Consider the following 25,810-nt stretch of genomic DNA (forward strand, 5'->3'; position numbering starts at 1 on the left):
GAGGTGATGATGAAACCAAGGCAGTTCGGGTTTTGCATGCTTTTTTTGCTGCTGACAGCCCCAGTGCTGGCTCAGACATATGTCGTTGGCGTAGAGGATCTTGACTACCTCCCCTACTACAGCAGTGATCAGGGCGAGTTTGTACAGAGCCCCTCCCGGCAGGTACTGGATAGATTTGCCGCACAACATCAGTATGAGTTTGTATACACGCCGGTTCCTGTTGCGCGCCTGACTCAGATGTTCGTTGACGGCAACGTCGATTTCAAATTCCCCGACCATCCCGACTGGGCCCAGACCGCTAAAACCAACCTTGAGATTCACTACAGCTCACCGATTTTCCACTACACAGATGGCGTCATGGTACTACCCGAACACCTTGAGCGTAGCGTTGATCAGTTCAAAACACTGGGTACCGTACGTGGCTTCAGCCCGCCAGTTTTTGCACAAATGGAAGAGCAGGGATTAATCCAGATAGAGGAAACATCCAGTCTTGATAGCGTTGTTTTACAAGCACTTTATAACCGTGTTGATGGCACCTATTTTAATATAGCTGTTGCCACCTGGTTTCTTGAAGAGAGAATCCAACAGCCACGCAGCCTGATCTTTGACCCCAGCCTCCCTCATACAAGCAGCCACTATGCGCTGTCTTCCATACATCACCCCGATATCATTGAGCAGTTCAATCACTTCCTGATTAAGGAAGCTGTCTGGATTGAGTCGTTGCAGCCCATGCATCCGTTTTCAACTTCTGAGTGAATATTATTCAGCATAAATATTGAATACATTGTTTGATTTTTTTGTAAACAAGTGGATAATCGGGTTTATCGTAATTTATTGACTTGTGAGTCAGCAAATTACGATATGCCCGTTACTCCCGATACTCAGGGTCCTCAGCCAGAGTTCAGGAACACTAAAATAATAATGAGGAGTTACCCGCTGTGACGAACGCCAACCAAGAACAAACCGCCACTCCCATGCCAGGGACCGCTTCAGGCCCAGGTTTTCTCGATCGGTTTTTCAAGCTGAGCGAACACAATACCAGCATCCGCACTGAGCTGATGGCTGGCATAACCACCTTCTTCACCATGGCTTACATCATCTTCGTCAATCCGCAGATCATGGCAGCCGCAGGACTTGACCATGGTGCGGCATTTGTCGCTACCTGCCTGGGTGCTGCACTGGCCTGCTTCCTGATGGGGCTGCTGGCCAACTGGCCGGTGGGGCTTGCACCCGGAATGGGCCTCAACGCCTTCTTCACCTACACGGTTGTCGGTGATATGGGCTACAGCTGGGAGGTCGCACTCGGCGCGGTTTTCCTGTCTGGCGTGCTCTTCATGATTCTCAGCTTCACACAGATCCGCGAATGGATACTGAACAGCATTCCCAACAGTCTCAGGTTCGCCATGGGTGCCGGGGTCGGATTATTCCTTGGTATCATCGGCCTGAAAACAGCCGGCATTGTCGTACCCAGCCCAGCCACCATGGTTACGTTTGGTTCTTTCCGTGATCCTTCCGCTCTGCTTGCCGCCATCTGCTTTATCATGATCGCCGTGCTCTCTTACTATCGCGTATTTGGTGCGATTCTGATCAGTATTTTCGTGGTTACAGGGGCTGGCATGATGCTGGGCCTGGTCAACTACAGCGGTATGATGTCAATGCCACCCAGCCTTGCCCCAACACTGTTTGCTCTGGATATTCGTGGCGCATTCGATGTTGCGATGATCAGCGTCATTCTCGCCTTCCTGTTTGTGAACCTGTTCGATACCGCTGGCACCCTGATGGGTGTTGCGCATCGCGCCAATTTGATCAAGGAAGATGGCAGGATCGAGAACCTGTCACGCGCTCTGAAAGCAGATAGCACCTCTGCCGTTGCCGGTTCACTGATCGGCTGTCCTCCTGTCACCAGCTATGTTGAAAGCGCGTCAGGCGTTGCTGCCGGAGGTCGTACCGGCCTGACTGCCGTTACTATCGGTGCTCTGTTCCTGCTGGCACTCTTCTTTGCACCGCTGGCGGGCATGATCCCTGCCTATGCCACCGCTGGTGCACTGATCTATGTTGCCATGCTGATGATGACCGGTATTGCCGGTATCGATTGGGAAGAGCTGACCGATAGTATCCCGGCGATCGTCACAGTCGTGATGATGCCGCTGACCTTCTCAATTGCAGAAGGGATCGCGATGGGCTTCCTGAGCTACACCCTGCTGAAAGTGCTGACCGGACAACACAAGCAGGTTTCAGTAGCTCTTTATGTACTGAGCGCCCTGTTTATTGCCAAGTACATCTTCCTGTAAGGCTCCCTCTGCAACCATCTGGATACACTCGTGCATTCGGGTGGTTGCACGGAGTAACTAAATTATGAATTTCAGGCATACAGGCTAGACTGTCTTAATAGATAACTTTTCAGCCTTGCTTATCAGGACATTATCACCAGGACAAGGATGTCTGACCTCTCAAGCATGAGGCTGACCAATCCGAGGATACTGGTATGTTCAAACGACTCAGCATCAGACGCAAACTGGTTCTGGCCATGGGAGCAGCACTGATCATTGCTCTGGGTACCAGTAGTCTGTTTTACACCCGAATGATCTCCAACCAGGCTAACCGGCTCCTTCTCGGTACAGCCATTCCTGCCCAGACCGAATCGATCCGCAATGCGCTGGAAAGTGCCATTATCGGCCCATCTACTCATGCGCGCGCCATCGCAGAGGACCAGTTTCTCCTCCAGTGGCTGGAACAGGGTGAAGCGGAGACAGAGGGCCAACAGATAACAGACATGCTGCAACGTAAACGCCAGTCTGCGAACGCTTTCACCACTTTTGCAGTATCAGCCAGCAGTGGCGCCTACTGGACCCATGAGGGCATGAATCGGACGCTGAACCGTTCACAGGAGCGCGATGGCTGGTTCTGGAACAGTCTTGCCAACCCCACCAATCCCGAACTCAGTGCCGACGTGGATGTCTCGACCGGTACATTGACGCTGTTCTTCAACTATAAGGTTAAGAACAGCAGCGGTCAGAACATTGGTATCGCAGGCTTGGGTATCAGCATGGAAGAGGCTTCACGTCTGATCCAGAGCTATCGGATCGGCGAAAAGGGTCGCGCCTATCTGGTTGACCCTTCTGGCCTGCTACGAATACATGAAGATATCAGCCTGGTCAGTCAGAACACTACACTGGCGCAGCATACCAGCGGCGCTTTGAGTGAGCAGATGCTGAACGACAGCAGTCTGACTCTGCGCTCACTCACCCGTAAGGGTGAAGAGTGGCTGACCGCTTCACTGCCTATCGAAAGCCTGAACTGGCGTCTGATTGTTGAGATCCCAGCCTCTGAGGTGTATGCAGAATCGCGTCAGGCACTGCTCATGGCCAGTATTTTCGGAGTGGTAATATTACTGATCGCACTGCTCGTTACCGGCTATATTGCCAAGCGGCTGATGCAGCCGGTTCAGGTGATCAGCCTGGCACTGAAGGATATCAGCAGCGGTGAAGGTGACCTTACGCGCCGACTGGATGAAAGCCGTGGTGATGAGATAGGTGATCTGGCACGCAACTTCAACAGTTTTGTCAGCACGCTGTCGGTATTGATCCGGGATGTACGCAGCAGTAATGAGCAGTTGCATGGCATGATCACTCAGGTGGTGGGGACAGTAAAGGATACTCAGAACTGTGCATTGGAGCAGAACCGCATGACTGATTCCGTTGCCACCGCCATGCACGAAATGAGTACAACCGTTGGCGAAATCACTCACAACGCCACTGATACGGCTAACTATTCGCAGCAGGCGGCTCATTCGGCTGAAGCCGCTGACAAGATCGTCGCTTCCAGCCTGAAAAATACTGAGGGGATGCGCAACCAGATTGATGCTGCCTCCACTTCGTTAACCTCACTGGCGACTGATGTCGACAACATCGTTAAAGTAATCAGCGTTATCCGTGACATATCGGATCAGACCAACCTGCTGGCCCTGAATGCTGCCATCGAGGCGGCTCGTGCCGGTGAAAGTGGACGCGGTTTCGCCGTAGTTGCAGATGAAGTGCGCACGCTGGCCAGCAGAACTCTCAGCTCGACCGAAGAGATACAGGCACGCATGGATCAGTTACAGAGTGGTACATCACAAGCCGTATCCTCCATGCAGGAAACCCTGACAGCGACAGTCACTGCTGTTGAGTCTGCACATGAAACACGGGACAGCCTGAAGTCCATATCGGAACAGCTGACACGCATCGTGGATATGAATCACCTGATTGCCACCGCAACTGAGGAGCAAAGCGCTGTGACCGATGATGTGAATCAGAATGTGCAAGGTATTGCCGATGTTGCACGCCAGGCCGCTGAAGACCTGAACCGATGCAGTCAGGCCTGTGAACAGATGCGTGATCTGGCTGAAGAGCTCAAAGCAAGACTGGGGCGCTTCAGAACAGATTAATTGACTTTACGGTCAGGTTTGGTCTAAATTCAGACAATGACTGTGAAATAGTTCGAATTGATCAAGGCCCGACACACAACAGCGATCAGATAAAGACTCATATGAAAAACAATAACTGGATAGATGCCATCAAGACACTGAATGACACCGGGCAACCCTGCATTCTGGTGACTATTATTGAGCATCACGACTCAACACCTCGCAATAGCGGTTCCAAGATGGTGGTCACGCTGGATACTATTCATGACACCATCGGTGGCGGGCACCTTGAATACAAAGCGATGAAGATTGCACGTGAGATGCTGCAGAGCAAAGCGACTGAAACCCGTATGGAACGGTTTGTGCTGGGCGCCAGTCTGGGGCAGTGTTGTGGCGGTGCTGCTGTACTGCTGTTCGAGCCTCTGGGCCATACGATGGTTCAGGTCGCAGTATTCGGGGCCGGCCATGTCGGCCGCGCCCTGACACCCCTGCTGGCTACCCTGCCCTGCCAGATCCACTGGATAGATTCGCGTGAACAGGAGTTTCCCGAGCAGACGGCTGAAGGGATCAACTGCATCCTGACAGAAGACCCTGTGGCAGAAGTCAGTAAAATGCCTCCGGGTAGTTACTATATCGTGATGACCCACAATCATCAGCTTGATATGGAGATCACCGAACAGATACTGCGACGTGATGATTTCGCCTATTTCGGCTTGATCGGTTCGCAAACCAAGCGCAATCGCTTTGAACATCGCCTGCACAAGGCTGGGATCAGTCGGGAGGTCACACAAAAAATGCGCTGCCCGATGGGTATTGAGCAGGTGAAAGGCAAGTTACCGGCAGAGATAGCCATCTCGATTGCCGGTGAAATCATCGCCACCTACAACGCCGAATCCGATCTGCACAAGCAGAAAACCCGACACAAATCTGAAGTGCTCGAACACGCCTGAGAGACGCTGGGTTTACCAGCGTTTTCAGGATTTCAGGAAAGCGGTTTGGGGTGTTAAGCAGGTGTGTAGTGACTGAGTGACTGGTGCAGGCAATCAACTCAGGCGCGCTTACGGGGTGTTTTCTTGCCAGATACAGCCAGGTGTGAAAACACTTCATGCAGATTATCTGAGGTGTTTTTCGTACTCAAATTGAGCTTCGCATCGATATGATCCATATGATGCATCATCAGATCCACCGCTCGCGCCGTGTCCTTCTGCTCAATCGCATCAATGATCTCTTTATGCTCATCAAATGAGCAATGAGATTTGCTGCCGACATCATATAGCGCAATCACCAGTGAGCTTTGTGACACCAGACTGCGCTGAAAAACGCTCAGCGGTGCGTTACCGGCAATATCTGCCAGACGCAGGTGAAACTCTCCAGAAAGGCGTATCCCCGCCCCGACGTCGTTACGGGCAAAGCAGGCCCGCTCCTCTGCGACCATCGCGCGCAGATCTGCGATTTCGGCACTGGTGGCTTTTTCAACCGCCAGTTCGGTTATCGCTTTCTCCACCATGCGGCGTGCAAAAAAGATCTGCTGCGCCTCATCCAGACTCGGACTGGACACAACTGCACCTCGATTAGGACGTAACAACACTACCTGTTCATGCGATAAGCGTGTCAAAGCACGCCTGATCGTGGTGCGGCTGACATCAAAAATCTCGCCCAGAGTCTCTTCACTCAAGCGAACACCCGGGGCCAGACGTTGCTCCAGAATCGCTTCGAAGATATGCGCATACACTCTGTCATCTTGTGTGCTGGAGACACTCTCTTTGTCTTTGCTGGATAAACTGCCCTGCAGTGAAGACTTATTTTTCATATAAGCTCTTTCATATAAGCCAATTGCAAAAAAACAAATAGTATCATTCCTGCATACAATACAACAGGGCCGCCGGGACTCAAACCCTGTCAGCTACCACGGTAGGTTGAGTAGCTGTAAGGTGAGATCAGCAGTGGTACATGATAGTGTTCATCCGCATTGGCAACACCGAAGCGCAATACGACCTGATCCAGAAACGCCGGTGTCGGCAGGTCGGTTCCGCGCTGTCTGTAGTAATCACCGGCATGAAATACCAGCTGATAAACGCCGCTGGTCAGCGCTTCACCTTCAAGCACCGGGTTGTCGCAACGACCATCATCATTGGTTATCGTCGTTGTCAGGGGGATCAATTCGTTCTGCTCACCCACACGAAACAGTTCAATCTTGATCCCGTGCCCTGGGCATCCATGAGCAGAATCAAGTACATGCGTTGTCAGTCTTCCCATTCTTTTTCGAGATCCACCTGCGGCAGACACCTCGCCTCCTCTGAGTCAGTTATTGAAGGGTGCAGAAACAAACATACCATCATTTCTTTTTTTGTACTATATTTTAGTTAAAAATTGTACACAATCTATAAATATCAGCCTTTCACCTTGCAACTAAAGGCTTCCAGCCCGGATGATCTACACTTTAAGTACCATTCATCGCTGGAACAGGAGCAAAAAAAAGAACAATTTATTGAATTTATGTTTTACAATTTAAATCATGTATTGTATACATATTACAAATTCGGAGTGTCATGCATGCAGCAGCACATAACAGCAGCATGCAACGGCAGCCTATAACAGCTTGTAACAACGGCTTGTAACAACAATCTGTAACAACGCTGAACGAAAACTGATAAAGGAACATCCTGTGAGTGCAGATTATCCCAGAGACCTGATAGGTTACGGCAACCAGCCCCCTCATCCTCACTGGCCCGGCAATGCACGCGTCGCCCTCTCCTTTGTGCTGAACTATGAGGAGGGCGGCGAACGCTCCATACTGCATGGTGACAAGGAATCAGAAGCCTTCCTGTCGGAAATGGTCTCCGCGCAGCCGCTGCAGGGTGTGCGCAATATGAGTATGGAATCACTCTATGAATACGGCAGTCGCAGTGGCGTGTGGCGCCTGCTGAAACTGTTCAGGAAACATGACATTCCACTGACCATCTTTGCAGTTGCGATGGCGGCACAACGCCATCCGGATGTGATCCGCGCCATGGTAGATGCCGGCCATGAGATCTGCAGCCATGGTTATCGCTGGATCGACTATCAGTATAGTGATGAAGCCACCGAGCGCGAGCACCTGCACAAGGCCATCGATATTCTGACCGAGATCACCGGCGAGCGCCCGCTGGGCTGGTATACCGGACGCAACAGCCCGAATACCCGTCGCCTGGTCATGGAGGAAGGTGGTTTTCTGTACGATTCCGACAGCTATGACGATGACCTGCCCTACTGGGTCAAGGGTGAGCAGAAGCCCCATCTTGTCATCCCCTACACGCTGGACACCAATGACATGCGCTTCACCCAGGCTCAGGGCTTCAATTCCGGTGAGCAGTTTTTCAACTATCTTAAGGATGCGTTCGACGTTCTGTATGAGGAGGGGGCAGAAGCACCAAAGATGCTCTCTATCGGCCTCCACTGTCGACTGATTGGCCGCCCCGGCAGAATCGCAGCACTGGAACGCTTCCTTCGCTATGTTACAAGCCATGATCAGGTCTGGTGCACCCGTCGGATAGATATTGCCCGCCACTGGCATGAACAACACCCCTATAAGGAGCCCTCTTTGTGAGTCAGTTTAAGACCATCAAGCCATCTCAGCTCAGCCGCGACGAATTTGTCGGTGTCTTCGCTGATATCTATGAACACTCGCCCTGGGTTGCCGAAACCGTGTATGACCAAGTCCATGATCTGGCAAACCAGAGCACTGAATCAGATCTGGACGACATCGACACACTGCACCAGCAGATGTCCAGCGTACTGCTGAGCGCCAGCCATGAAGCACAACTGGCACTGATCAATGCCCACCCTGATCTGGCCGGTAAGGCCGCTATTCGCGGGGAGCTCACGCAATCGAGCACCGACGAGCAGGCAGGTGCAGGTATCCACGCCTGCAATGAAGAGGAGTTCAAACGCTTCAGTGAGCTCAACGATGCTTACAAGGCGAAATTCGGTTTTCCCTTCATCATGGCAGTCAAGGGCAGCAACCGTTATCAGATACTGGAAGCCTTTGAAAAACGCATCCATCACTCAGAGCAGGATGAATTCAAGCAGGCTTTAAGCGAGATCAACAAGATCGCCCTGTTCAGACTGCAGCAGCTCTGAAGGATCAGGCATAGATGATGCATGCCTTTGAAGCATAAGTTGCAGCATGCACTTGAAACATAAGCTTGATACATAAGTTAAATAGACGATTTCCCGGCATAGTGAGGCAGACGCGATGAATATCCTACTGAAACCAGAACCCCTGACGCCAGCCGCCTTTGCAGAGTTTGGTGATGTGATCGATACCGATGATCGTGAATTCTTCATGATCAACAACGGTTCGACACGCCGTTACCACCGTCTTGCCGAAGTGGAAACCGGCCCATCCGATGGGCAGGCGATTATCAGCATTTTCAGAGCTCAGGGGCTGGAGATGCCACTGCGCATCCGCATGCTGGAGCGTCACCCCCATGGCAGCCAGGCATTCATCCCCCTGCTCGGCCGCCCCTTTCTGGTGGTGGTTGCACCCAAAGGTGATGAGATCAACCCTGAGGATATCCGTGCGTTCATCACCCATGGTCGTCAGGGTGTCAATTATCACAGCGGTGTCTGGCACCACCCGGTCATCGCCCTCTTCCCCGAGGATGACTTTTTGATCGTGGACCGAGCTGGCGAGCTGCACAACTGCGACGAACACTTTTTTCCGGACGATATGCTTATCACTCTGGAACCCAACCGCTGATTTGCACCAATAAATTTTATAAACGCAAAAGGCCACTGATACAGCGTTAATCAGTTGGCTGAAAAGAGGTAAACAACGTGGAAGCACATCTCATTGACTGGCTCAACCTGGGCTTGCGCTGGATTCATATGATCACTGGTATCGCCTGGATAGGCGCATCCTTCTATTTCGTCTGGCTGGAAAACAATCTGGAGCGCAAGAACCCACGAGATGGACTCTCCGGTGACCTCTGGGCGATTCACGGCGGTGGTATCTACCACCTGGAAAAATACAAGCTTGCCCCACCGAAAATGCCCGAGAACCTGCACTGGTTCAAGTGGGAAGCCTATGCCACCTGGCTGTCTGGTGTTGCGCTGCTGCTGGTCGTTTATTATCTGAATCCGGCACTACATCTGATCGCACCCGGTAGCAACCTGACACCACTGACTGCCGTAGCCATCGGTATCGGCTCACTGATCGTCGGTTGGTTTGTGTATGACTTCCTGTGCGAATCCGCGCTGGGTAAGAAACCCGCACTACTTGGTGTTGTGATCTTCCTGCTGCTGGTGGCGGCTGCCTGGGCCCTGACTATGGTATTCACCGGTCGTGGAGCTTATATCCACGTGGGCGCCATCATCGGCACGATCATGGTCGGTAACGTATTCCGCACCATCATGCCGGGGCAGCGTGCGTTGGTCAGCGCTATCGAAGAGGGCCGCACACCGGATCCAGTACTGCCCGGCAAGGCGTTGCTGCGCTCGCGCCACAACAACTACTTTACCCTGCCCGTGCTCTTCATCATGATCAGCAACCATTATCCGAGCACCTATGGTAGCGAGTACAACTGGCTGATCCTGGCTGGCATCGCGGTACTGGCGGTTCTGGTTCGCCATTATTTCAACACCCGACATGAGTCCAACAAATACGTATGGACACTGCCTGCTGCAGCGCTGGGTATGATCTGCCTGGCTTATGTCACCGCACCCAACTACAGAATGCCGGATGCATCCGCTGCACAATTCAGTGCTGCACCCAGCTTCAGCCAGGTTGAGACGATCATGCAGCAGCATTGTGTGAGCTGTCATGCAGCTTCTCCGAGCAGCCCGATGTTTGCATCACCGCCGGCTGGCTTCATTATCGAAACACCTGAGCAGATCAAAACAAATGCTGCCAGAATCTATGCACAAAGCGTCGCTACCCAAACCATGCCATTGGGTAATATGACCGGCATGACGCAGGAAGAGCGTGATGTAGTGGGTGCCTGGATCGCAGCTGGAAGCAAGCTGGATTAAGCACTTGTCTGAAACCTGTTCAGGATGTAGAGTCGTTTCCAATACAGGAAACGACCGACCAGAAGGATTCCATGAGCAGGATTCGAGAAAAAAATCAGGACCTGATTCTCACCGCTGCCAGCGAAGTCTTTGCTGAAAAAGGCTACGCTGGCGCTAAAACCAGTGATATAGCAGACAAGGCAGGGCTTCCCAAAGCCAACGTCTACTATTACTTCCAGAGCAAAAAAAACCTCTATCAATCGGTGCTCGAAAGCATCATTGAACCTCTGATGGAAGCCTACATACCCTTTGAAGAGGATGATGACCATCCCGCTCCGGTATTGCGCGCCTACATCCGCTCCAAGCTCGAGATATCCCGCACCCTGCCCCATGCCTCCAAGGTATTTGCCAGCGAAATCATGCATGGCGCGCCCCACTTGTCACCAGAGATGGCTGAGGAGCTGCACAACAAGGCTCGCTATATCATTGCACGGCTGCAAAGCTGGATAGATCGCGGCCTGATCTCACCTGACATCGATCCACAGCACCTACTGTTCAGCATCTGGGCCTCCACCCAGACCTATGCCGATTTCGGCTGGCAGATCTCGACAGTGAGCGGCAAACAGGAGATGAGCGACGAAGATTATGAAGCTGCCGCCGCCACGCTGACTCAACTGGTATTGCGCGGTTGCGGGATCACTCAGTAACAGCGTCACCGTACTCAAAACGATTGACCTCTATCGGCTGAGGCATGAACGTGAAAGCGGTTTTCAAAGCCATAAGGAGCCGTATGATACAGCCACCACCCAGAGAAACCTCTCCTGACGTTTCTACCCTCGACGACCTTGCAAGGCTGGCAGATTACTCGCTCATGGAATCGCTCAACTGTGATCCTGACGCGACTTTGGATGGAGCCGACCATGAGCCTCGGCAGGTCTTTACAGGTCACTATGTCCCCGTCAAGCCCACCCCGATCGAAGCGCCCGAGTATATCGCTCATAGTAAGAGCCTCTTTCGTGAATTGGGCTTCGACGACAACCTGGCGCAGACGGCCGATTTCGTTCGCGTGTTCTCCGGTGATCTTACAGAGGCTCCAGAGCCGATGCGCAAGTACGGCTGGGCATGTGGCTACGCACTATCCATCTTCGGTACTGAATACACCCGGCAGTGCCCTTTCCAGACAGGTAATGGCTACGGAGACGGTCGCGCGGTGTCGGTGCTTGAGGCCGTCATCAATGGTAAACGCTGGGAAATGCAGTTAAAAGGTGGCGGCAGGACGCCATACTGCCGTGGCGCAGATGGCAGAGCAGTTTTGCGCTCCAGTGTTCGGGAATTCCTGGCACAAGAGCATATGCACGCGCTCGGTGTACCGACATCACGCTCTCTGAGCTTGTATGTTTCGAAAACAGAGAAGGTCAAGCGCCCGTGGTACTCGGATGGCACCCCTTCTCCGGATCCAGACAGACTTATATCAGAGCCAGTCGCCATCTCGACACGGGTTGCACCTTCGTTCATCCGGGTAGGTCAACTTGAGCTCTTTGGCCGCCGTGCCAGAAAAAAAGAACACCCGCAAGCGATGGAGGAACTCAAGAAAATTGTACTGCATCTAATTGATCGAGAGTACGGTGAAGCGATCGCCCCTAAGCTGGAGGTCGAAAAAAAGGTGGTGTTGCTTGCCCGTGAATTCCGCAGCCGCCTTGTATCGCTCGTTGCGAACTGGATCCGTGTCGGGTATTGCCAGGGTAACTTCAACAGTGACAACTGCGCGGCCGGTGGCTTCACACTTGACTACGGCCCATACGGCTTCTGCGATCTGTTCTCCCCACACTTTCAGCCATGGACGGGTGGCGGGCACCACTTCGCCTTCCTGAACCAACCCGTGGCTGCAGAGCGCAATTTCCAGATGTTCTGTTCAGCCATGCGCCCGTTGCTGACGACCTCCCCTGACGCTTTATCCCTGCTGGATGAGATTCAACGTGACTTTCCAAAAGTGATGCAAGCTGAAATGGAGAGAATGTGGGCTACCAAACTTGGACTGGAGGTCTTTAATACAGAGTTGTTTAACCAGTTGATGATGCTGATGACGCAAACGCCGGTTGATTACACGCTTTTCTTCCGCGAGCTTTCGACGATACCTGATGATATTGGTCCACTGAAAAAAAGCTTTTATACAGAATCGAGCCCTTCCGGAGTGTCCATGAAATGGACGCCTGAAACAGACACCGAAGAGATGGACAGGCGCTGGTCACAATGGCTTATGACATGGAAGGCACTCATCAGCATAGACAGCCCGACCCGATCTCGTGAAGCGCTTTCCAGACAGATGAAACGCGTAAATCCAAAATACATTTTGCGGGAATGGTTGGTTGTTCCAGCTTATCAGCAAGCGAGTACGGGTAACTATTCTCTACTTCGAGAACTGCAGGATGTCATGACGCTACCCTACGCCGACCAAGCAAAAGATATAGATGAAAAGTATTACAGGCTTAAACCCCCGGAGCTCTTTGAGCTCGGAGGGGTGTCTTATTACAGCTGTTCGTCATAAGCCCTGGTCTGCTGCGCCAGGTTCATTCTCGGAGCAGCAGCACCATCACCAAACCAGGCCAGCTTAGACTGTAGCTCCACCACTTCTCCGACAATAATCATCGCCGGTGCCGGAAGCTGTGCCTGATCCTGCTTATCGGCAATATCCGCCAGTGTGCCGATCAGTATCTGCTGCTCGGCAGAGGTGCCTTTGGAAACGATCGCGACGGGTGTGGTATCTGACTTACCATGGGCCACCAGGCCGTTACACAGAGTCCTCAGAGTATGCAGCCCCATATAGAAGACAATGGTCTGATTCGGATGGACCAGCTCGGCATAGTTCAGTTCACTGCCACGGTTTTTCAGTTGGCCGGTGACAAAACGCACTGACTGGGCATACTGACGATGTGTCAGTGGAATCCCGCTGTAGGTTGAACAGGCGCTGGCAGCAGTAATGCCAGGTACCACCTGAAAAGGTATACCGGCCTCTTTGAGCTGCTCCAGCTCCTCGCCACCACGCCCAAAGATAAAGGGATCACCCCCTTTGAGACGCACAACCCGTTTACCGGCTCGTGCATGATCAATCAACAGCTGATTGATCCCCTCCTGGGGTACAGCATGATTGTCGCGCTGCTTACCGACATAGACCAGATCCGCATCACGACGGCACAGGTCCAGCACTTCGGCCGATACCAGGCGATCATAAAAGACGATATCTGCTTGCTGCATCAGTCGCAGTGCTTTGAAGGTCAGCAACTCTGGATCGCCCGGTCCCGCCCCCACCAGATAGACTTCACCCACCTGATGACCGGCATTACCTGCCTGAATCTGCTCTTCGAGCAAGCGTTCGGCCGCTTCATCCTGGCCGGCAAAGACACGTTCGGCCACCTGCCCCTGCAATACCTTCTCCCAGAAAACACGGCGCTCACCAACGCTGCCAAGGCGCGCCTTCACCTGATCGCGGAAGCGACCGACCAACTGGCCGAGTCGGCTATAGCCACTGGGAATAAGCGTTTCGAGCCGAGCACGAAGCAGGCGCGCCAGCACAGGAGACTGACCACCGGAGCTGATACCTATCACAATGGGTGAGCGATCGACGATAGCAGGAAAAACGAAAGTACACAGAGGGGGGTTATCGACCACATTGACCGGTAGCGCACGCGCCACAGCATCATAGTGAACCGATTCATTCACGCGCTCATCATCGGTAGCTGCGATCACCAGTACCTTATCGTCCAGCAAGACGCTGTGATATCCACCGATGATGATCTGCCCATGGTGGTTCTCGAGCAGCTCACGCAGCTCAGGATCCACCTCGTGGGCAACAACCGATATGAGAGCGCCGGCACGTGCCAGCAGTCGCGCTTTGCGCAGCGCGACATCTCCGCCGCCGACAAGCAGTACCTGCCGACCCTTCAGATCGAAAAACAGTGGCAGATAATCCACAACCCAGACCTCTGGTAAGGGCTACCACCGTGGCAGCCTGAACTGATTATAGTTGAGTATGCAGCCCGCACTCACGGGTTTCTGCCGCTTTGGTCGGATCAAAATAATCATGTTCGTTCGGCAGGTCATATTCAGCCAGATAGGCTTCGAGCTGCTCGGTTGTCCAGTCGAACAGAGGAGCCACCTTGATGACACCATCCTTGCTCGCCGTCACGACATCGAGCGTCTGACGAAACTCTGTCTGCTCACGGCGGATTGCATTCAGCCACAGGTCAGGTTTCAGTTCTGCCAGCGCACGCTGAAAAGGCTCCAGTTTAACCTGACGCGTGAACTCCTCATGCAGAGGCTCATCAACATCCGGGATCCCTTTCATCAGCACGTTACGACGCGCCGCTGTCATCTCTGGGATGTAGGTCACGATATTCAGGTTAAGATCCTGGATCAGCTTCTCGGCAAAACGATAAGTCGCCGAAGTGTTGTAACCGGAATCGACCCAGAGCACACGGATATCAGGTTTTACCTGAGTCGCCATGTGCAGAATCACCGACTCGTAAGGCCTGAAGTTGGTCGTGATCAGCGGATTTTCAGCCTGCGCAATGGCCCAGGCAACAATTTCCTGAGCGGACTTACCGGCAAGCGCTGCATTGGCTGCAGTCAGATCAATACTCATACTCTTCCTCTGCATAGTTTCTGCTGGCAATCGTTTATAACCGACGATAGCTTACTGTTGGCGATAGATCGGACGCGGATCGTCAGCACCCGCCTGATAGCGCACACTGATCTCGGCAAAAGCCTGCAGATCCGATTCGGAGAAACGCTCATCCGGAATCACGCAGGCGTTAAAACCACAGCGCTCCATATAACCAAGACGATCACGGCTGACATCGCCAACTGCACGCACTTCACCGGTAAAGCCGGCACGACGCAACAGGCGTGCCAGACTGAAGCCACGCCCATCCCGGAAAATGGGGAACTCAATCTCAATCAGTGCCAGACGATCCAGAAAAGGCAGCAACTCTTCATGTGAATGCTCGCCAGGTACGCGCACACCGCAGCGACCCTGATGCTGATCCAGCAGTTGTGACAGCAGTGCAAACGGCACTACCAGATCGGTATTACCTGTGTCAGCCGGCAGCGACTCTTCTACAAACTGCCAGGTATTGTCAGCGATCTGTCGATCAAGCAGCAGTGGCATAGACTTTCTCCTTGAATGGTTCCATACCGATACGACGAACGGTATCCAAAAAGCGTTCATCCTCAATACGCTGCTCAACATAGGTCAGCAGAATTCTGCGCAGCGTTTCAGGAACTTCATCGGCAGCCACTGATTTACCCAGCACTTTACCCAGAGAGGCATCTTCACGACTGGAACCACCCAGTGTGATCTGATACCAATCCTCACCCTTTTTATCGACACCCAGAATACCGATATGACCGACATGGTGATGCCCGCAGGCATTGATGCAGCCGGACATGTTCAGGCGGATCTCACCCAGATCATAGAGGTAATCCAGATCATCAAATGCTGCATTGATGTCATCGGCAATATTCAGGGTTTTGGCGTTGGCCAGAGAACAGAAATCAAAACCGGGGCAGCAGATCATATCGGTCAGGGTACCGATATTCGCGCGCGCCATATTATGCTCGAGCAGTGTCTGCCACACGCTGTACAGATCAGACTGCTTCACTTCACCCAGCACCAGGTTCTGATCGTGCGTGACACGTATTTCATTGAAGCTGTATTGCGCGGCCAGATCAGCTACCACGTCCATCTGCAGATCAGTGGCATCGCCGGGCGCACCAAGATGCGGCTTCAGCGACACGGTCACGATGCGATAGCCCGGAACCTTGTGTACACGCGTATTGCGCTCATACCAGACACGGAAATCCTGATCTTCAGCCAGACGCTGGTTCAGTGATCCATCTTCAGCTGCAGCCGCATCATATGAATAAGGAGCGAAGAAGCCTTTCACGCGCTCCACTTCAGCATCAGTCAGGCGCAGTTCGGAATCACGGATATGCGCCCACTCGGCTTCAACCAGCTCGCCGAAGGCTTCAGCACCCATCGCGTCCACCAGAATCTTGATACGCGCCTTGTACTTGTTGTCACGACGCCCTTTCAGGTTGTAAACACGCAGAATCGCTTCCAGATAGGAGATCAGATCCTGCTTGGGCAGGAAGTTACGGATCACCTTGCCAATAAAGGGAGTGCGCCCGAGGCCGCCACCAACCAATACTTCGAAGCCAACTTCACCTTGATCGTTACGCACCAGATGCAGACCGATATCATGCACCTGACTGGCTGCACGATCATTCGGACCACCGGTCACGGCTATCTTGAATTTGCGTGGCAGGTAGGCAAATTCAGGATGCAGCGTGGACCACTGGCGGATAATTTCACACCAGGGGCGCGGGTCTTCGATCTCTGTATCATCAATACCGGCAAAGTGACTGGTCGTCGTGTTACGAATACAGTTGCCTGATGTCTGAATCGCATGCATCTGCACTTCAGCCAGCTCTGCCAGAATATCCGGTACCTGCTCCAGCTTGGGCCAGTTGTACTGAATATTCGTACGCGTCGTGAAATGGGCATAGCCATGATCGTAGACACGGGCAATATGTGCCAGCTTGCGCAACTGCTCGGATGACAGCAGACCGTAAGGGATGGCCACCCTCAGCATGGGTGCCTGACGCTGAATATAGAGCCCGTTCATCAGGCGCAATACCTGGAACTCCTCTTCCGGCAGTTCGCCAGCCAGAAAGCGTCGGGTCTGATCCCGGAACTGCTCAACGCGCTCGTTTACGATGCGCTGATCGACTTCATTGTATTGATACATAATGACTTCTTTAAATTATTTGGCGACAGGTTTAAACGTTAACTCTTTATCAGACGATCCTACTTGGCCGCTACCTTTATTGTGCCGTACATCATATCATATGCTGCTTGCACAAGATGAATCGCAGCCGAGCAGAACCCATTAACAGCTTTATGCGAAGCATCATACCGACATTTCAATATAACATAAAATAATAATTACTCATTTTAATATAGCTAAATCATATCTAAACAGTCACATGCTGCTACTGCCGGTCTATATTCTAAAATGCTATAATAAATTTCTATTTATTCTTTTTTATTTTATACAACATCGCGGATAATCCCATCATCTATATAAGGATGAATGCAATTCGTCCCGATACCCGATCACCAGCTTGAAAAGAGTCTTAACATGAAGCCGCTGTCGCAACATCGCTTAACACATCTGAAACAGCTTGAAGCCGAGAGCATTCACATCATTCGTGAGGTGGCTGCCGAGTTCGACAACCCGGTGATGCTCTATTCCATCGGTAAAGACTCTACCGTGATGCTGCATCTGGCACGCAAAGCCTTCCACCCTGGCATCCCTCCTTTTCCGCTGTTGCATGTCGACACCACGTGGAAGTTCAAGGAGATGATCAACTTCCGCGACCAGATGGCGCGTCAGGCGGGTATGGATCTGATCGTTCATATCAACCAGGAAGGTTTGCAGATGGGCATCAGCCCCTTTGTGCACGGTTCCAAAAAGCATACCGACATCATGAAGACCGAGGGCCTGAAGCAGGCCCTGAATAAATACGGTTTTGATGCTGCATTTGGCGGTGCTCGTCGTGATGAGGAGAAGTCCCGCGCCAAAGAGCGTATCTTCTCATTCCGCGACAAGAACCATCGCTGGGATCCGAAGAATCAGCGCCCAGAGCTGTGGAACATCTTCAACACCCGTGTCGACAAGGGCGAGAGCATTCGCGTGTTCCCACTGTCCAACTGGACCGAGCTGGATATCTGGCAATACCTCTATCTGGAGCAGATCCCGATTGTGCCACTGTACTTCTCAGCAATACGCCCAGTGGTGGAGCGCGATGGTTCGCTGATCATGGTGGACGATGAGCGTATGCCGCTGAAACCGGGCGAAACGCCGATGATGAAAAAAGTCCGTTTCCGTACACTGGGCTGCTACCCGCTGACCGGCGCCGTTGAATCCGGTGCAGAAACCTTGCCTGAGATCATTCAGGAGATGTTGCTGGCCACCACCTCCGAGCGTCAGGGTCGTGTTATCGACCACGATGGTGCCGGCTCGATGGAACAGAAGAAGATGGAAGGTTACTTCTGATCCACCCGACCCTGTATGTACGTCAGCCACTGAATCTGTTTTAAGGTATAGAAAGTATGAGCCACCAGAGCGAACTGATTGCCAGCGATATTGATGCTTATCTGCTGCAGCATGAAAACAAGGAACTGCTGCGTTTCCTGACCTGCGGCAGCGTGGATGATGGCAAGTCGACCCTGATCGGCCGCTTGCTGCATGATTCCAAAATGATCTATGAAGATCAGCTGGCCGCCATTCAGTCAGACAGTAAGAAATCAGGCACCACAGGTGGAGAGATAGACCTCGCACTGCTGGTGGATGGCCTGCAGGCCGAACGTGAACAGGGCATCACCATTGATGTTGCCTACCGTTATTTTTCAACGGCGAAGCGCAAGTTCATCATTGCAGACACACCGGGCCATGAGCAATACACCCGCAACATGGCCACTGGTGCCTCCACCTGCGATCTGGCCATCATTCTGATCGATGCCCGCCATGGTGTTCAGGTACAAACACGTCGCCACAGCTTCATCGTATCATTGCTGGGTATTCGGCACGTCCTGATTGCCGTGAACAAGATGGATCTGGTGGATTACAGCCAGGAGCGTTTTGAGGAAATCAAAAAGGACTACCTCGCCTTCGCATCCGACCTGAATATTCAGGATGCACACTTCGTCCCGATGTCGGCACTGAACGGCGATAATGTCGTCAATCCTTCAGAGCACATGCCCTGGCACAAGGGCGAGCCCCTGATGCAGTTGCTTGAACACATCGAGATTGCTCAGGATTATAACTTTGATGAACTGCGCTTCCCGGTACAGTATGTCAACCGCCCGAACCTTAATTTCCGTGGTTACTGCGGCACCATCACATCTGGCATTGTCCGCCCGGGTGATGACATAACCGTTTTACCATCCGGCAAGAGAAGCCGCATCAAATCGATTGTCACCTTCGATGGCGATGTCGAGGAAGCCTTTGCACCGATGGCAGTGACCCTGACGCTCGAAGATGAGATTGATGTGTCACGCGGCGATATGATCGTCCACAGCTCTGCTGATGCTAAAACCAGCAACAGCTTTGATGCTCATCTGGTGTGGATGTCTGAAGCCGAGCTGGTTCCGGGGCGCAACTACGAGGTCAAACTGGCCACCTCTCGCAATGCAGGACAGATCAGCGCCATACGTCACCGTATCGACGTCAACACACGTGAGCACTTCCCGGCCGCAACGCTCAAGCTGAATGAGATTGCTCGCGTTGAAGTGGTCGTCGAGCGACCTGTCATTGCCGACAACTACAAGCTGCACAAAGGCACCGGTTCATTTATTCTGGTAGATCGCCTGACCAACAGCACTGTGGCCGCCGGCATGATCCTGGAAGCTGGTGACAGCCACGAAGGCTTGACTGTCGTCGACAGCAGCCTGGTTGATGCAAAGCAGTGGGAGCAGCGCCTTGGCCAGAAGGCTCAGGTTGTCCAGATCACTGGTGGCAGCGAAAACGATCGCAGCAAACTGATCTACACTCTGGAAAAACGCCTGTTTGATCTTGGTCGCCTGCCTCTGGTACTGAAAACAAAGACATTGAGCCCTGTTCTGCAAGACCATGCAGGCGATGTGTCCGGCTGGTTACAAGGCAAGGGCTTCATTCTCCTGACCGATGCTACCACTCAGATCGATAACGCTATCGAGGCTGATCTGGATAAACTTGGCGAAAACAGCCTTGTATCGGTCGTCAGCGACCTGCTCAACCGCATTGAACAGCGTAATAAAAGCTGATTGAGCCATTTATCATCTCGCTTGCTGTACCGTAAGCGGGATGATTCCGTTAAAATTGACGTTTCGCTGATATACCAACGATTTTCGTTTATCTGGACGAACCGGCTATCTCATGACAACCGACTTTCTGCTGATACTGATCAGTACCGTACTGGTTAACAACTTTGTGCTGGTACAGTTTCTGGGACTTTGCCCCTTTATGGGCGTGTCCAACAAACTGGAAACAGCCATGGGTATGTCTCTGGCGACAACCTTTGTACTGACGCTGGCGTCTGTCTGCAGCTATCTGGTTTACCGCTACCTGCTGGTCCCGTTCGATATCACTTACTTGCGTACTATTTCATTCATTCTGGTGATTGCCGTTGTGGTTCAGTTCACCGAGATGGTGGTACATAAGACCAGCCCACTGCTGCATAAGCTATTGGGGATCTTTCTACCCCTGATCACGACCAACTGCGCGGTACTGGGTGTAGCGCTGCTGAATATCCAGAAGCAGAATAATTTTGTTGAGTCGATCGCCTATGGCTTCGGTGCTGCGGTTGGCTTCTCCATGGCATTGATTCTTTTTTCCGCTCTGCGCGAGCGCATTGCAGTGGCAGATATACCCACCCCCTTTCGTGGCGCAGCCATCGGCATGATCACGGCAGGGCTGATGTCACTGGCCTTCATGGGCTTTACTGGCCTGGTCCAGTTCTGAGGTGGCAGACAGATGAGCACAATACTGACTGCCATACTGGCGCTGCTTCTACTCGCTGCCGCATTCGGACTGCTGCTGGGCTACGCCGCTGTTCGTTTTCGCGTTGAAGGCGATCCAATCGTAGAACAGATAGATGCGATCCTGCCGCAGACACAATGTGGCCAGTGCGGCTACCCCGGATGTAAACCCTACGCCGAAGCCATATCCAATGGCGATGCCATTAACAAGTGCCCTCCTGGTGGCCAGACGACCATCGATGCTCTGGCTGACCTGCTGGATCTGGAGCCCATCCCGCTGGACGCCGAGCATGGCGAAGAGAAACCCAAAACCGTTGCCTACATTCGCGAAGATGAGTGTATCGGATGCACGAAATGCATTCAGGCCTGCCCGGTTGATGCCATTCTGGGTGCGGCCAAACAGATGCATACCGTGATCATCAGTGAATGTACCGGCTGTGACTTGTGTGTAGAACCCTGCCCTGTTGACTGTATCGATATGATTCCATTGCCGGTCACCCCCAACAACTGGCGCTGGCCAGCTCCGGTATCGGATCCCAACCTGATCCTGACTGACCGTGGACGCGGACATCTGATGCAGGAGAGCGCATGATGGTCAAGGTCTATAGCTTTCATGGTGGCATCCATCCACCCGACAACAAAAAACACTCGACGCGCTCGCCAATCCGCCCTGCGCCACTGCCCGATCGACTGATTCTGCCGCTGCAACAGCATATCGGCCTACCGGCATCACCACTTGTGGCAGTCGGTGACTACGTTCTCAAGGGGCAGAAGATAGCAGAGCCGGTCGGGCGCATCAGTGCCGCCGTGCATGCACCTACATCTGGCAGAATCAGCTATATCGGCCCACATCCGATCCCACACGCATCCGGCCTTGAGGCAGATACCATCGTGCTGGAAAGCGACGGTAAGGATGAATGGATAACACATCAACCGATCAGCGACTATCGGCAGATGAAGAAAAGCGAGCTGATCGATTTTATTCGTGAGGCAGGTATTGCAGGTCTGGGTGGTGCGGGCTTCCCGACCGATGTCAAACTGCACCTGGGTGATGATCATATCGTCAACACGCTGATCATCAACGCAGCCGAGTGCGAACCCTACATTACGGCCGATGACATGCTGCTCAGAGAGCGTGCGGATCAGGTGCTGTCCGGCATTGAAATACTGGCCCACCTGCTGCAACCCAGCCATATATTGATCGGCATAGAAGATAATAAGGCACATGCGATACGTTCGCTAAGAGATGCGCTGCAGCAGACTCAGCTGAAGTCTCAGATGAATATTGACCTGGTCATTGTGCCCACCAAATATCCGTCCGGTGGTGAAAAGCAACTGATCAAACTGCTGACCAATGTCGAAGTCCCCAGCGGTAAGATACCTGCAGATGTCGGAATCGTCTGCCAGAATGTCGGTACGGCTGCAGCTATTCACCGCGCCGTGCACTTGGGTGAACCCCTGATCTCTCGTATCGTCACAGTTACCGGCGACGCGGTCGGCCATCCGCAGAATCTGGAAGTGCTGATCGGCACCCCCTTTGAAACACTGCTGCAAGCCTCTGAGGTTGATCATAACAGGCTATTCCGCCTGGTCATGGGCGGGCCGATGATGGGTATTTCAGTCGAAAATGATCAGATCCCGGTCATTAAAACCACCAACTGCATCATTGCCGCCAGCCATGATGAGATGCCCCCGGCACCACCGGCCCAGCCCTGTATCCGCTGCGGCATGTGTGAACAGGTGTGCCCGGCAGAATTGTTGCCACAGCAGCTATACTGGTTTGCCAAGGGTCGGGAGTTTGACAAAGCCAGGCACCACAACCTGTTTGACTGTATCGAGTGCGGCGCCTGCGCCTATGTCTGCCCGAGCAGCATCCCACTGGTACAGCACTATCGTTTTGCCAAGTCTGAGATTCGCAGCGAAGAAGCCGAACAGAAGAAAGCTGATCATGCTCGCATACGCTTTGAAGCCCGCCAGGCACGACTCGAACGTGAGCAGGCCGAGAAGGAACAGAAACGTAAAGAGCGCGCAGAGGCCGCAGCTAAACAGCAGTTGCAACGCCAGCGGGCTGAGGATGCCAAACCTGCCACGGAGCAAAACGATGAGGCAGAGCTCAAGCAACTCAAGACAGCTGCTGCCATAGCGCGTACAAAACTCAAGAAGGCGCGTGACGCTCTCAAGAACGCCGAGGAAAAAGGTCAGGAAGGTATCGAAAAAATGCAGGAGACTGTCAAGGATCTTGAGCTGAAGGCGGAGCAGGCGCATAGCGCCTGGATCAATGCTGGCGGAGAAGACCCCGCTGCAAAATCCTCCCCCACTGCACAACAGGAAACGGAGTCACTGTGATCGACGCTTACCCCATCAGGATCACTACAGGATCAACCAAGTCATGTCACTGATTCGCTTAAGCTCCCCACACGTGTTCAAGACCAACACCAGTGCCGTAGTGATGCGACAGGTCCTGCTCGCTACCCTGCCGGCCATTTTTGCCATGACACTGTTCTTCGGCTGGGGCACCCTGATTCAGATCACGCTCGCCATGCTGCTGGCACTGAGCTTTGAAGCGATCTGCCTGCTACTTCGCAAACGCTCACTGCGTTTTTTCCTGACAGATGGCAGCGCGCTGGTCACCGCAGTACTGCTGGGACTGGCGATACCTCCTTTTGCACCCTGGTGGGTAATGGGCGTGGGCATATTCAGCGCCATCGTGCTCGCCAAACACCTCTATGGTGGTCTGGGCAACAACCCCTTCAACCCGGCCATGGTGGCCTATGCCTTGCTGCTGATCTCTTTCCCTGTCGAGATGACACGCTGGACACTGCCCTTTGTTATTCAGGGAGATGGCTGGCAGGTTGCCAGCTTCGCGGATACTCTGCGACTGATTTTCATGGGTATGGAGCCCGTCTGGCTGGATACCCTGACAGGTGCCACACCGCTCGACGCACTCAAAAACCGTGGCGGCATGACCACCGAAGAGGTCTGGCGCAACTCAGCCGTACTGAGCCAGGGCGTTTTCGCCTGGTATGCTGTCAGCGGCGCCTATCTGATGGGCGGCACCTACCTCCTTTATCGTAAGATCTTTACCTGGCATGCGCCCGTTGCGATGCTCGCCACACTATTCATCATGGCCAGCCTGGTCTACGGGATTGACCCCTACAACTATGCCGACCCCTTTGTGCATATGGGTGTCGGTGCCACCATGATGGGCGCCTTCTTCATCGCCACGGATCCTGTCTCCTGTGCTACCAGCAACAGAGGAAAGATCATTTTCGGTATCGGCGTCGGCCTGCTGGTCTATATTATCCGCACCTGGGGTAACTACCCCGATGCTGTTGCTTTTGCCATCTTGTTGATGAATCTGGCCGCCCCTTTCATCGATCTCTACACCCAGCCTCGCAGTTATGGTCACAACCGTGCACGCGTCGGCATAAAGGATAAGGGGTAAGTGATGGAACTCTTGATTTCAATGCGACGCAGCACCCTGGGTATCGCCCTGTTTGCAGCCGTGACTGCAGGCGTCATTGCAGTGACTCAAGTGATGACAAGCGAGCATATCTCTCTGAATAAACAGGAGCACCGGGCTCGTGCACTGTACGAAATTCTGCCACGCGAGCTGGATGACCAGCTGCACAGGCAGTCGCTCCAGATCAGCGCACCAGAGCTGGGTTTTGCTGAGCCGATCACAGCCTATCAGTCAATTGTTGATGGTGAAGTGGCTGCGGTGATTTTGCCAGCCACCGCTCCCGACGGTTACAGTGGCGACATACGCCTGCTGGTCGGAATATGGCGCGATGGTCGTGTTGCTGGAGTGCGTGTGCTTGAGCACAAAGAAACACCAGGCCTGGGCGACAAGGTTGAGCTTGCCAAGTCCAATTGGATACTGGCTTTTGACAATAAAGCCATGGACAGCTCCAACGATTCTCGCTGGCGGGTACGCAAGGATGGAGGCGATTTTGATCAATTCACCGGGGCGACCATCACCCCTCGCGCCGTAGTCAGAACCGTGGCCAGAACCGTTCAGTTTTACGAGAGCCGGCGTCCCGAGCTACTGAGCCCCGTAGTGATACAGGACTCCACCCCAACAGTTTCAGCATCAGGAGATGAGTCATGAGCACAGACTTTCGCAAGATCACGCTGGACGGCCTCTGGCACAACAATCCGGCGCTGGTGCAATTGCTGGGCCTGTGTCCACTGCTGGCGGTTACTGGCACGGTCGTCAACGCCATCGGCCTGGGGCTGGCCACAACGCTGGTACTGATCGGATCCAACCTGACGGTCTCGATGTTCCGCACCCTGGTGCCTGAGTCAGTCAGGCTGCCAATTTTCGTCATGATCATTGCAGCCTTCGTAACCGCCATCGAACTCTTGATGCAAGCCCTGACCTACGACCTGTATCTGATTCTGGGTATCTTCATTCCTCTGATAGTGACCAATTGCGCCATCATGGGCCGTGCCGATGCCTTTGCCTCAAAAAATACGGTGGCAGCCTCAGTCACTGATGGTCTGATGATGGGGGTTGGGTTCACGGTGGTACTGATGCTGTTGGGTGCGATGCGTGAAGCACTCGGTCTGGGAACCCTGTTCAGCAACATGCAATTACTGTTCGGTCCGCACGCCAGCAATTGGCAGATCACATTGGTTGAAAACTATCGTGGTTTTCTGTTTGCCATACTGCCACCGGGCGCCTTTGTTGGCATGGGTCTTCTGATCGCATTGAAAAATATTCTCGATACACGAATCAAGGCTCGCCAGAAACAGACTGTGCAGAAAGAACAAGTGACTGGCAGCAAGCGCGTCAGAATCACCGGCTGAGCAAGGTACAACCCCTCATACAC

24 protein-coding genes are annotated in these 25,810 nt (G+C 53.1%); 18 read left to right on the plus strand and 6 right to left on the minus strand.

Annotated elements, in window-relative coordinates; all coding sequences use genetic code 11:
- Positions 1-36 precede the first annotated feature (36 nt).
- From ACK3CJ_RS13415 to xdhC, 4 genes are all read left to right on the plus strand, one after another.
- Entirely contained in the window at positions 37-756 is a 720-nt protein-coding gene (locus ACK3CJ_RS13415) for a hypothetical protein (RefSeq protein WP_409522724.1), read from the plus strand.
- A 218-nt stretch (positions 757-974) separates the two neighbouring features.
- Positions 975-2,291 (plus strand): NCS2 family permease, encoded by a 1,317-nt coding sequence (locus ACK3CJ_RS13420; protein ID WP_409526591.1) that lies wholly within the window; start codon positions 975-977, stop codon positions 2,289-2,291.
- Between the two features lie 194 nt (positions 2,292-2,485).
- Positions 2,486-4,426, plus strand: a complete 1,941-nt coding sequence (locus ACK3CJ_RS13425) for a methyl-accepting chemotaxis protein (RefSeq protein ID WP_409522725.1) — start codon at positions 2,486-2,488, stop codon at positions 4,424-4,426.
- 101 nt (positions 4,427-4,527) lie between these two features.
- Complete coding sequence (xdhC, locus tag ACK3CJ_RS13430; RefSeq protein WP_409522726.1) at positions 4,528-5,355, plus strand: xanthine dehydrogenase accessory protein XdhC; 828 nt, start codon at positions 4,528-4,530, stop codon at positions 5,353-5,355.
- A gap of 98 nt (positions 5,356-5,453) precedes the next feature.
- On the opposite strand, the gene ACK3CJ_RS13435 is transcribed toward xdhC, so the two are convergent.
- Together ACK3CJ_RS13435 and uraH are read right to left on the minus strand one after the other, a co-directional pair.
- Positions 5,454-6,215 (minus strand): GntR family transcriptional regulator, encoded by a 762-nt coding sequence (locus tag ACK3CJ_RS13435; RefSeq protein ID WP_409522727.1) that lies wholly within the window; start codon positions 6,213-6,215, stop codon positions 5,454-5,456.
- An 89-nt stretch (positions 6,216-6,304) separates the two neighbouring features.
- Positions 6,305-6,661, minus strand: a complete 357-nt coding sequence (uraH, locus tag ACK3CJ_RS13440; RefSeq protein ID WP_409522728.1) for a hydroxyisourate hydrolase — start codon at positions 6,659-6,661, stop codon at positions 6,305-6,307.
- 409 nt (positions 6,662-7,070) lie between these two features.
- Here uraH and puuE point away from each other — a divergent pair, with 409 nt between their 5' ends.
- The 6 genes from puuE (at position 7,071) to ACK3CJ_RS13470 (ending at position 12,941) form a co-directional block, all read left to right on the plus strand.
- Positions 7,071-7,991, plus strand: coding sequence for an allantoinase PuuE (puuE, locus tag ACK3CJ_RS13445; RefSeq protein ID WP_409522729.1), 921 nt, complete (start codon positions 7,071-7,073; stop codon positions 7,989-7,991).
- On the plus strand, positions 7,988-8,524 hold the full coding sequence (uraD, locus tag ACK3CJ_RS13450; protein WP_409522730.1) for a 2-oxo-4-hydroxy-4-carboxy-5-ureidoimidazoline decarboxylase: 537 nt from the start codon (positions 7,988-7,990) through the stop codon (positions 8,522-8,524). Before puuE ends, uraD begins: the two co-directional genes overlap by 4 nt.
- 115 nt (positions 8,525-8,639) lie before the next feature.
- Positions 8,640-9,146: an ureidoglycolate lyase gene (locus tag ACK3CJ_RS13455; RefSeq protein WP_409522731.1), complete on the plus strand. Its 507-nt coding sequence runs from the start codon at positions 8,640-8,642 to the stop codon at positions 9,144-9,146.
- 77 nt (positions 9,147-9,223) lie between these two features.
- Positions 9,224-10,417 carry a urate hydroxylase PuuD gene (locus tag ACK3CJ_RS13460; protein WP_409522732.1) on the plus strand — a complete coding sequence of 398 codons (1,194 nt, stop codon included), beginning with the start codon at positions 9,224-9,226 and terminating at the stop codon, positions 10,415-10,417.
- A gap of 71 nt (positions 10,418-10,488) precedes the next feature.
- Entirely contained in the window at positions 10,489-11,103 is a 615-nt protein-coding gene (locus ACK3CJ_RS13465) for a TetR/AcrR family transcriptional regulator (protein WP_409522733.1), read from the plus strand.
- Positions 11,104-11,186: 83 nt separating this feature from the next.
- A complete protein-coding gene (locus tag ACK3CJ_RS13470) occupies positions 11,187-12,941 on the plus strand; it encodes a protein adenylyltransferase SelO (protein ID WP_409522734.1) in 1,755 nt (584 codons plus the stop codon).
- On the opposite strand, the gene cysG is transcribed toward ACK3CJ_RS13470, so the two are convergent.
- From cysG to ACK3CJ_RS13490, 4 genes are read right to left on the minus strand one after another with little or no spacing between them, the layout of a single operon-like run.
- A complete protein-coding gene (gene cysG, locus ACK3CJ_RS13475) occupies positions 12,923-14,365 on the minus strand; it encodes a siroheme synthase CysG (RefSeq protein WP_409522735.1) in 1,443 nt (480 codons plus the stop codon). The two genes, ACK3CJ_RS13470 and cysG, sit on opposite strands and share 19 nt — an antisense overlap.
- A 46-nt stretch (positions 14,366-14,411) precedes the next feature.
- Positions 14,412-15,035, minus strand: a complete 624-nt coding sequence (locus ACK3CJ_RS13480) for a phosphoadenosine phosphosulfate reductase family protein (protein ID WP_409522736.1) — start codon at positions 15,033-15,035, stop codon at positions 14,412-14,414.
- Between the two features lie 51 nt (positions 15,036-15,086).
- Positions 15,087-15,560, minus strand: a complete 474-nt coding sequence (locus ACK3CJ_RS13485) for a DUF934 domain-containing protein (protein WP_409522737.1) — start codon at positions 15,558-15,560, stop codon at positions 15,087-15,089.
- A complete protein-coding gene (locus ACK3CJ_RS13490) occupies positions 15,544-17,202 on the minus strand; it encodes a nitrite/sulfite reductase (protein ID WP_409522738.1) in 1,659 nt (552 codons plus the stop codon). Before ACK3CJ_RS13490 ends, ACK3CJ_RS13485 begins: the two co-directional genes overlap by 17 nt.
- 393 nt (positions 17,203-17,595) lie before the next feature.
- Between ACK3CJ_RS13490 and cysD the strand changes: the two genes are divergently transcribed.
- From cysD to ACK3CJ_RS13530, 8 genes are all read left to right on the plus strand, one after another.
- Complete coding sequence (gene cysD / locus ACK3CJ_RS13495) at positions 17,596-18,513, plus strand: sulfate adenylyltransferase subunit CysD (RefSeq protein WP_409522739.1); 918 nt, start codon at positions 17,596-17,598, stop codon at positions 18,511-18,513.
- Between the two features lie 56 nt (positions 18,514-18,569).
- The gene (gene cysN, locus ACK3CJ_RS13500; protein ID WP_409522740.1) at positions 18,570-20,261 is read left to right on the plus strand and encodes a sulfate adenylyltransferase subunit CysN; all 1,692 of its coding nucleotides are present in this window, start codon (positions 18,570-18,572) and stop codon (positions 20,259-20,261) included.
- A gap of 112 nt (positions 20,262-20,373) precedes the next feature.
- Positions 20,374-20,958 carry an electron transport complex subunit RsxA gene (gene rsxA, locus ACK3CJ_RS13505; protein ID WP_409522741.1) on the plus strand — a complete coding sequence of 195 codons (585 nt, stop codon included), beginning with the start codon at positions 20,374-20,376 and terminating at the stop codon, positions 20,956-20,958.
- Positions 20,959-20,970: 12 nt separating this feature from the next.
- Entirely contained in the window at positions 20,971-21,567 is a 597-nt protein-coding gene (gene rsxB / locus ACK3CJ_RS13510) for an electron transport complex subunit RsxB (protein ID WP_409522742.1), read from the plus strand.
- On the plus strand, positions 21,564-23,321 hold the full coding sequence (gene rsxC / locus ACK3CJ_RS13515; RefSeq protein ID WP_409522743.1) for an electron transport complex subunit RsxC: 1,758 nt from the start codon (positions 21,564-21,566) through the stop codon (positions 23,319-23,321). The genes rsxB and rsxC overlap by 4 nt, the downstream gene beginning before the upstream one ends.
- A 43-nt stretch (positions 23,322-23,364) precedes the next feature.
- Positions 23,365-24,420 carry an RnfABCDGE type electron transport complex subunit D gene (locus ACK3CJ_RS13520; protein ID WP_409522744.1) on the plus strand — a complete coding sequence of 352 codons (1,056 nt, stop codon included), beginning with the start codon at positions 23,365-23,367 and terminating at the stop codon, positions 24,418-24,420.
- A 3-nt stretch (positions 24,421-24,423) separates the two neighbouring features.
- Positions 24,424-25,086 carry an electron transport complex subunit RsxG gene (gene rsxG / locus ACK3CJ_RS13525; protein ID WP_409522745.1) on the plus strand — a complete coding sequence of 221 codons (663 nt, stop codon included), beginning with the start codon at positions 24,424-24,426 and terminating at the stop codon, positions 25,084-25,086.
- Positions 25,083-25,787 carry an electron transport complex subunit E gene (locus ACK3CJ_RS13530; protein ID WP_409522746.1) on the plus strand — a complete coding sequence of 235 codons (705 nt, stop codon included), beginning with the start codon at positions 25,083-25,085 and terminating at the stop codon, positions 25,785-25,787. The genes rsxG and ACK3CJ_RS13530 overlap by 4 nt, the downstream gene beginning before the upstream one ends.
- Positions 25,788-25,810 lie beyond the last annotated feature (23 nt).

The organism is Nitrincola salilacus (assembly GCF_046271865.1).
GTDB classification, from domain to species: Bacteria; Pseudomonadota; Gammaproteobacteria; order Pseudomonadales; family Balneatricaceae; genus Nitrincola; species Nitrincola salilacus.